Source organism: Hamadaea sp. NPDC050747 (genome assembly GCF_040654195.1).
Lineage (GTDB): Bacteria > Actinomycetota > Actinomycetes > Mycobacteriales > Micromonosporaceae > Hamadaea.
Genome location: NZ_JBFAHM010000035.1, coordinates 1 through 6,451, shown reverse-complemented (window position 1 = coordinate 6,451; position 6,451 = coordinate 1). Strand labels below are relative to the sequence as shown.

Here is a 6,451-nt window from a genome sequence, read left to right as displayed (position 1 = left end):
AGCCAGGATCAAACTCTCCAACAAAGAATTCGAAAATCCTGGCAGCATCACTCCAAAAGCAATGCAACCAAAGGAATCATCACGAGGATGAAAAAATATACTTTGGCACTGGCTTTACAAGCACCCTGTTGAGTTCTCAAAGAACAAGCACGCACCATCAACCACCCGACTTCCGCCGGGCCGCATCAGGGGCAACTCATCCAGCCTACCCGACCGACTTCGCACACCCCCACCGGGGGCCCGCATCACTCAGGATTCGCGCTCCGGCCTCCCGCCGAGGTAACCCCCGCCGTTCTCGTCCGTGCCGCGCCGGCCCGAAGAACATTACGGCAAAGCAAACGGCCCCCGCAAATCGGGGGCCGTTGTCCTGCGTCACATCGTTGATCGCACGCTATTTTCGCAGCTCAACACCGGCGATGGTCTTCTTTCCCTTACGCAGTACCAGGAATCGCCCGTGCAGCAGCGTCTCCGGAGCGACCGTGGCGTCGCCGTCAGTGACCCGTTCGTTGTTCACGTAGAGGCCGCCTTCGGCGATGGCGCGCCGGGCTTCACCGAGTCCGGCGGTCAAGCCGGCTTCCTTGAAGAGGCCGGCGTACGTGGGGAGTTCGTCCACCGTCGCCAATCCGGCCTCGCCCAACGCCGAGCCCAGCGTGGCCGGCGACAGGTCCTCGAGGGCTCCCCGGCCGAACAGCGCCTGGGATGCCATGATCACCTGTGCGGTCTCGTCCTTGCCGTGCACCAGCGTGGTGAGTTCCTCGGCCAGCGCGCGCTGCGCCGCGCGGGCGTACGGGCGGGCCTGGGTCTCCTCCTCCAACGCGATCAGTTCCTCGTGGCTGCGGAAGCTGAAGTACTTCAGGTACCGCATCACGTCCCGGTCGTCGGTGTTGAACCAGAACTGGTAGAAGGCGTACGGGCTGGTCATGGCGGCGTCGAGCCAGATGGCCCCGCCCTCGGTCTTGCCGAACTTGGTGCCGTCGGCCTTCGTGACCAGCGGCGTGACGAAGGCGTGCACCGGTCCGGCACCGCGACGGCGGATGTAGTCCACCCCGGCGGTGATGTTGCCCCACTGGTCGGAGCCGCCGAACTGCAGCGTGCAGTCGTGGCGTACGTGCAGCTCGTAGTAGTCGTGCGACTGGAGCAGCTGGTACGCGAACTCCGTGAAGCTGATACCCGTCTCCAGCCGCGTACGCACGACGTCCCGGGCGAGCATCTTGTTGATCGGGAAGTGCTTGCCAACGTCGCGGAGGAACTCGACGACCCCCATCGGCTGGGTCCAGTCGAGGTTGTTCACCATGGTCGCGGCGTTCGGGCCGGCGAAGTCGAAGAAGGGCTCCACCTGTCCCCGGATGCGGGTGACCCACCCGGCGGTGACCTCCGGCGGGTTGAGCGTACGCTCGCCGCCCTCCTTGGGGTCGCCGATCTGGCCGGTCGCGCCGCCGACCAGCAGCAGCGGCCGATGTCCCGCGAGCTGCAGGCGGCGGGCGGTGAGGACCTGGGTGAGATGCCCCAGGTGCAGGCTGGCCGCCGTCGGGTCGAAGCCCACATAGAAGTTGATCGGCCCGGAGTCGAGGTGCTTGCGCAGGTCGTCGAGGCCGGTCGAGTCCTGGAGCAGGCCCCGCCACTGCAGATCGTCGAGGATGTGTGTCACGCACCCGATTGTTCCGCATCCGCCCGGCCGGCCGCACACCGGTTTAGGTTGTCGAGATGAGCCCGCAGTATCCGCACTCACGGCCACCACGCACGGGTAAGACCGTGGTCATGGTGGCCGTGATCGTCGTCGGCTTCCTCGTCCTCTGCACGACCGGTCTGGTCTTGGCGTCGCTGTCGACCGGGTGAGACCGGACGAGACCGTCAGTGGGTCTGCTGGCCCGAACTCGGCGGGGCCGCGGTGACGGTCGCCACGAAGTGCGCGAGCTTGTCCTCGGAGAGGTGCTGGGCCAGGTCGGCCTCGCTGATCATGCCGACCAGCATGTGCTCCTCGATCACCGGTATCCGGCGGATCTTGTTGCTCTCCATGAGGCTGATCACGTCGGACTCGTCGGCGCTCGCGTCGCACCAGACAGCGGTGCCCTGGGCCAGTTCGCCGGCGGTCATCTTGGCCGGGTCCTTGCCCACCGCGACGCACTTCACGACGATGTCGCGGTCGGTGAGAATGCCGGTGATCTTGTCATCGGGGCCGCAGATCGGCAGCGATCCCACGTTCATGTCGCGCATCATCTGGGCGGCGCGGTCGAGCGACTCGTGTGCCGGCACGCATTCCACGCCTGGGTGCATGATGTCTCGGGCAGTGGTCATTGCTTTCCCCCTCGGGTCGGCTTCCACCGCTCATCATGCGACGTCCGGCTCCGGCTCGCTGGGGAATCGATCCGGATCGTCGCCGACCGGTTCGGGCTGCTCCAGCTGGGCCAGGACCGGGCCGAGCAGCTCGTCCAGCTCCCGGACGACGGCCACGACCGCGTGCCGGGCCGCCCCGGCGAGGTCGTCGGTAGGCCCGTCCGGGGCGGGCGGCAGGCCGCCGAGCGGGATCGGCGCCTGCATCCGCAGGGTCGGCAGCAGGTAGGGTCGCCGGCTCAGATCCTGGTCGCTCGGCCGGACGTATTGGCCCAGGATGCGGGGCCAGCCCTCCCAGCCCCGGTCACGCCACCATTCGCGCGTACGGGTCAACTCGGGCGGCAGTTCGGAGACGATGTGGACGTCGGCGACGAGCGACCCGTCCCAGCTGTCGCGGCGGCATTCGGCCCGGAGGATCCGCCGATGCCAGCGCACCAGACCCGGCTCGAGGAACGGCGGCGTCGCCAGCCGCCAGGCGACGCAGGCGAACTGCACCGGGGCGATGTCTCCGAAGGCCGGCGTGAACAGCACCGCCTCCCGGGCGACGAGGTCGGCGTACCGGTCGCCGTGCTCGCGGTCGTGCGCCTCGTCCAGCCAGAACGCCCGGACCGTCATCTCAAGCCGCGGCCTGCTCGCGAGCCAGGGTCCGGACGATCTCCAGCGCGCCCTCGATGTGCTTGCCGATGTTGACCATCGAGGTGAACGTGTGCCGGACGACGCCCTCCCGGTCGATCACGTAGGTGACCCGGCCCGGCAGGATGCCCAGCGTCGCCGGGACTCCGTAGCGCTTGCGCACCTCGCCGCCGTCGTCGGCCACCAGCACGAAGGGCAGGTTGTACTTGTTCGCGAACTTCTCGTGCGAGGCGACCGAGTCGGAGCTGATCCCGATGACCTGCGCACCGGCCTCGGCGAACTCCTCGTAGCTGTCGCGGAAGGCACACGCCTCGGCGGTGCAGCCCCGGGTGTCGTCCTTCGGGTAGAAGTACAGGACCACGACCTTGTCGCCACGGTAGTCCGCCAGCGTCACCTGCTCCCCGGTCTGCGCCGGGAGGGTGAAGTCGGGCGCTACGTCGCCGACGCCGATCGTCTTCTCAGCCATCGTCTGTCTCCTCAGGACGCTTCCGCGACGGGTTCCCTCTCGGGCGAGACTACCGCCGGGTAAGGCCGGTCGCCCAGGCGGCTGGAGATCAGCGCGAAGCCGATTCCGCACAAGATCGGGACGGTGCCCTGCACCGTGAGCAGGTTCATCACGCCCAGCGGCTCGGCGAGCGGGCCCGCGAGGCCCGCGCCCAGCAGCGCCGCCAGCGCCTGCAGGACCATCGTCAACGAGAAGATGCGGCCACGGTACGCGTCGCCGACCGCACCTTGCACGAGCGTCATCCAGGCCACCCCACTGAGCACGGACGGCACTCCGACGACGACGAACAGGACGAGCCCGGGCCACAGCTCGCCGGCCCACCGGGGATAGTTGAAGATCGCGAGGTCGATCAGCCCGAACAGCACGAGCGACCAGGTCAGCAGCTGCTTCGGGGCGATCCGGGCGGCGACGCGCCCACCGAGCAGGCCGCCCAGGATGCCGCCGATCGCCTGGGACGACATCGTCCAGCCGAGTTCGCGGGCGCCGCCGTGCAACGGCCCGGTGACGAAGACCGGGAAGAGGCCGCCCATGATGCCTTCGCCGACCGAGGTCGCGGTGACGATCGCCAGCAGTGCGCGCAGCATCGGGGAGGCGGCCGCCGTCCGTAGGCCCTCGGCCAGCTCTCGGCGTACGCCGAGCTGCGGGGTGTCGGCGTCGCGGGCGGCGGTGAACCGGCCGCGGATCCCGGCTACGAGCGCCGCGGCGAGCAGGAACGAGACGGCGTCGACCAGGACGACCCCGGTCAGCCCGAGCGAGGCGGCCAGCAGACCGCCGAGGGCCGGTCCGGCCAGCCGCGCGATGTTGTTGTTCAGCGAGTTCAAGGAGTTCGCGGCGGGCAGCTGATCGGCTGCCACGAGGTTCGGCAGCAGCGCGTTCTCGGCGGGCATGAAGAACTGCGCGAGGGCCGACTGGACGAACAGGACGGCATAGACGATCCACAGGCGGCCGACGGAATCGGCGGCCAGCAGCGGCAACAGCGTCAGGCCTTGGAGCAGGCTGACGACGAGCATCACGTTCCGCCGGTCCCAGCGGTCCACGAAGACCCCGGCGACGAGGCCGAACAACAGCATCGGCACCAGGGACACCACGACGGCGCCACTCGTGGCCAGGGCCGATCCGGTCAGCTGCAGGACGTAGATCGGCAACGCGATCCGCAGCGTCCAGTCGCCGGCGATCGAGATAAGGCCGGCCCACCAGAGCAGTGCGAAGTTCCGTTGGCGTAGCGGTGCGAACTGCACGAGACCCTCCCCAAGGGCGGCGACATCGCTATGACGTCGCAGTGACATCACCATGCCACCATGACTGACGTCAGTCAAGCCACAGATGATGTCGCTTAGGCTGTCGAGGTGCCCGACTTGATCACCGTCACCGACCCGGCCGACCCCCACCTCGATCAGATCGCGGCCCTGCTGGTCGCGGCGGTACGCCGGCGCGAGGCGATCGGGCTGCCCGCCGACGTCACCGTCGAGTACGCCCGCACGTGGCTGCTCGACGCCGTCTCAGCGGCGAGCGCCGGCGACGGCGGGCTCATCGGCGCGGTCGTGGACGGAGAAGTCGTCGGCACCGCGCAGTGGCACCGCAGCGGATGGGCCACCCGCTGGGTGCAGGGCGATCTGGACAAGCTGACGGTGGATCCCACGCACCGGGGTTCCGGCCTCGGCCGGGCGCTCATCGACGCGGTGGCGGCCGACGCCTCGGCCCATGGCCTGGAACTGCTGACCCTCAGTGTTCGAGGAAACAACCATGGCGCCATCGCCTTGTACGAAGGCTGCGGCTTTCGGCGTATCGGCTGGATGGAGAACGCGGTCGCGATCGGCGACGCGCGCCACGACGTGGTCCTGATGGCGCGCGAGCTCGCGCGACCCGCCACGGCCCGATTGCTCGGATCGTGGCCGGCCGGCGCGGGGTCGAGCCTCGCGCGAGGCGCGACCGAGGGCGCGACCTGGCGGCGCACGGACCGGTTGCTGTTGTGTCGGCCCACTGCGGCGGACGCGGCCGAGCACTTCGCGATCCACGCCGACCCCGCGACCAACGTGCACAATCCCGCCGGGCCGCAGCGCGACCGGGCCGAGAGCGAGCAGACCCTGGGCGCGTGGGCGTTCCAGTGGGCCAAGTCGGGCTTCGGCTACTGGACCGTGCGGCTGGCCGAGACCGGCGAGGTCATCGGGTTCGGCGGCGTGCGGCCCGCGTTGCCCGGCGAGGGCGGGCTGAACCTCTACTACCGGTTCGCGACCAGCGCCTGGGGCCACGGGTACGCCCAGGAGACCGGCCGCGCCGCGCTCGAACTCGCGCGACGGCGGGCGCCGGGCGAACCGGTGCTGGCCCTGATCCGGCCGGAGAACGCCCCGTCGATCCGCGTGGCCGAACGCCTCGGCCTGACCCTCGACGGTCCGGTGGAGCGAGAGCTGGGCACCTATCTGCGATACGTGATTCGGCCCGCCTGATCAGGGGTAGCTTGACGGTATGACGGTTCCCGACGGCATCCCGGACTACGCCGACGACACCTCGACCGCGTACGACACGGGCGACAACCCGCGCATCGACGACACCGCCCCCTCGCTGCCCGGCGACGAGCCCGAATACCTGCCGGACGAAAGCGCCACCCCGGAAGAGGAAGCCGACCTCACCGAAGGCCCGAACGAGGCGGCGGACGCCGACCGGGCACTCGACGCGGAGTTCGACGACCCCGACGAAGAGTCGGACGAGGTGCTGATCGAGGACGAGGAGCCCGACCCGTACGCCGACCCGGACGAGCCGGTCGGCCGGCTGGTCGCCCCGGACCTCGGCGCCGGAGTCGACGACGAAGGCGAAGCCTGGGGCGAAGACACCGGCGAAGCCGAAGAGCTGACCCCAGAGGAAGCCGCCATGCACCTCACCGACGAGGAGTAGGCGCGCTGTCCGCATGGCCGCTCGCCGCGCGCTGCCCGCCGGCCGCTCGCCGCGCTGCCGCTGGCCGCTCGCCGCGCTGCCGCTGGCCGCTCG

At 69.5% G+C, this 6,451-nt stretch carries 8 protein-coding genes; 3 read left to right on the top strand and 5 right to left on the bottom strand.

What is annotated here, in order from left to right; genetic code table 11:
• Nucleotides 1-391: 391 nt before the first annotated feature.
• Complete coding sequence (tyrS, locus tag AB0H43_RS38875; RefSeq protein ID WP_360008686.1) at nucleotides 392-1,648, bottom strand: tyrosine--tRNA ligase; 1,257 nt, start codon at nucleotides 1,646-1,648, stop codon at nucleotides 392-394.
• Nucleotides 1,649-1,704: 56 nt separating this feature from the next.
• On the opposite strand from tyrS, the gene AB0H43_RS38870 reads away from it, so the two are divergent.
• Nucleotides 1,705-1,836 (top strand): hypothetical protein, encoded by a 132-nt coding sequence (locus AB0H43_RS38870; protein WP_360008684.1) that lies wholly within the window; start codon nucleotides 1,705-1,707, stop codon nucleotides 1,834-1,836.
• A gap of 15 nt (nucleotides 1,837-1,851) precedes the next feature.
• Here the strand turns inward: AB0H43_RS38870 and AB0H43_RS38865 are convergent, their stop codons facing one another.
• From AB0H43_RS38865 to AB0H43_RS38850, 4 genes are read right to left on the bottom strand one after another with little or no spacing between them, the layout of a single operon-like run.
• Nucleotides 1,852-2,295, bottom strand: a complete 444-nt coding sequence (locus tag AB0H43_RS38865) for a CBS domain-containing protein (protein ID WP_360008681.1) — start codon at nucleotides 2,293-2,295, stop codon at nucleotides 1,852-1,854.
• Nucleotides 2,296-2,328: 33 nt separating this feature from the next.
• Nucleotides 2,329-2,946, bottom strand: coding sequence for a hypothetical protein (locus AB0H43_RS38860; RefSeq protein ID WP_360008678.1), 618 nt, complete (start codon nucleotides 2,944-2,946; stop codon nucleotides 2,329-2,331).
• Nucleotide 2,947: 1 nt separating this feature from the next.
• On the bottom strand, nucleotides 2,948-3,430 hold the full coding sequence (locus tag AB0H43_RS38855) for a peroxiredoxin (RefSeq protein ID WP_360008676.1): 483 nt from the start codon (nucleotides 3,428-3,430) through the stop codon (nucleotides 2,948-2,950).
• 11 nt (nucleotides 3,431-3,441) lie between these two features.
• A complete protein-coding gene (locus tag AB0H43_RS38850) occupies nucleotides 3,442-4,707 on the bottom strand; it encodes an MFS transporter (protein ID WP_360008673.1) in 1,266 nt (421 codons plus the stop codon).
• Between the two features lie 108 nt (nucleotides 4,708-4,815).
• Between AB0H43_RS38850 and AB0H43_RS38845 the strand changes: the two genes are divergently transcribed.
• Both AB0H43_RS38845 and AB0H43_RS38840 read left to right on the top strand, forming a co-directional pair.
• Entirely contained in the window at nucleotides 4,816-5,913 is a 1,098-nt protein-coding gene (locus AB0H43_RS38845; protein ID WP_360008670.1) for a GNAT family N-acetyltransferase, read from the top strand.
• Nucleotides 5,914-5,932: 19 nt separating this feature from the next.
• Nucleotides 5,933-6,358, top strand: coding sequence for a DUF5709 domain-containing protein (locus AB0H43_RS38840; protein ID WP_360008667.1), 426 nt, complete (start codon nucleotides 5,933-5,935; stop codon nucleotides 6,356-6,358).
• The last annotated feature ends 93 nt before the right edge of the window (nucleotides 6,359-6,451 follow it).

Coding starts and splice junctions, on each gene's coding strand:
- AB0H43_RS38855 (WP_360008676.1), bottom strand. CDS start 3,430: ATGGCTGAGAAGACGATCGGCGTCGGCGACGTAGCGCCCGACTTCACC.
- AB0H43_RS38870 (WP_360008684.1), top strand. CDS start 1,705: ATGAGCCCGCAGTATCCGCACTCACGGCCACCACGCACGGGTAAGACC.
- AB0H43_RS38860 (WP_360008678.1), bottom strand. CDS start 2,946: ATGACGGTCCGGGCGTTCTGGCTGGACGAGGCGCACGACCGCGAGCAC.
- AB0H43_RS38865 (WP_360008681.1), bottom strand. CDS start 2,295: ATGACCACTGCCCGAGACATCATGCACCCAGGCGTGGAATGCGTGCCG.
- AB0H43_RS38840 (WP_360008667.1), top strand. CDS start 5,933: ATGACGGTTCCCGACGGCATCCCGGACTACGCCGACGACACCTCGACC.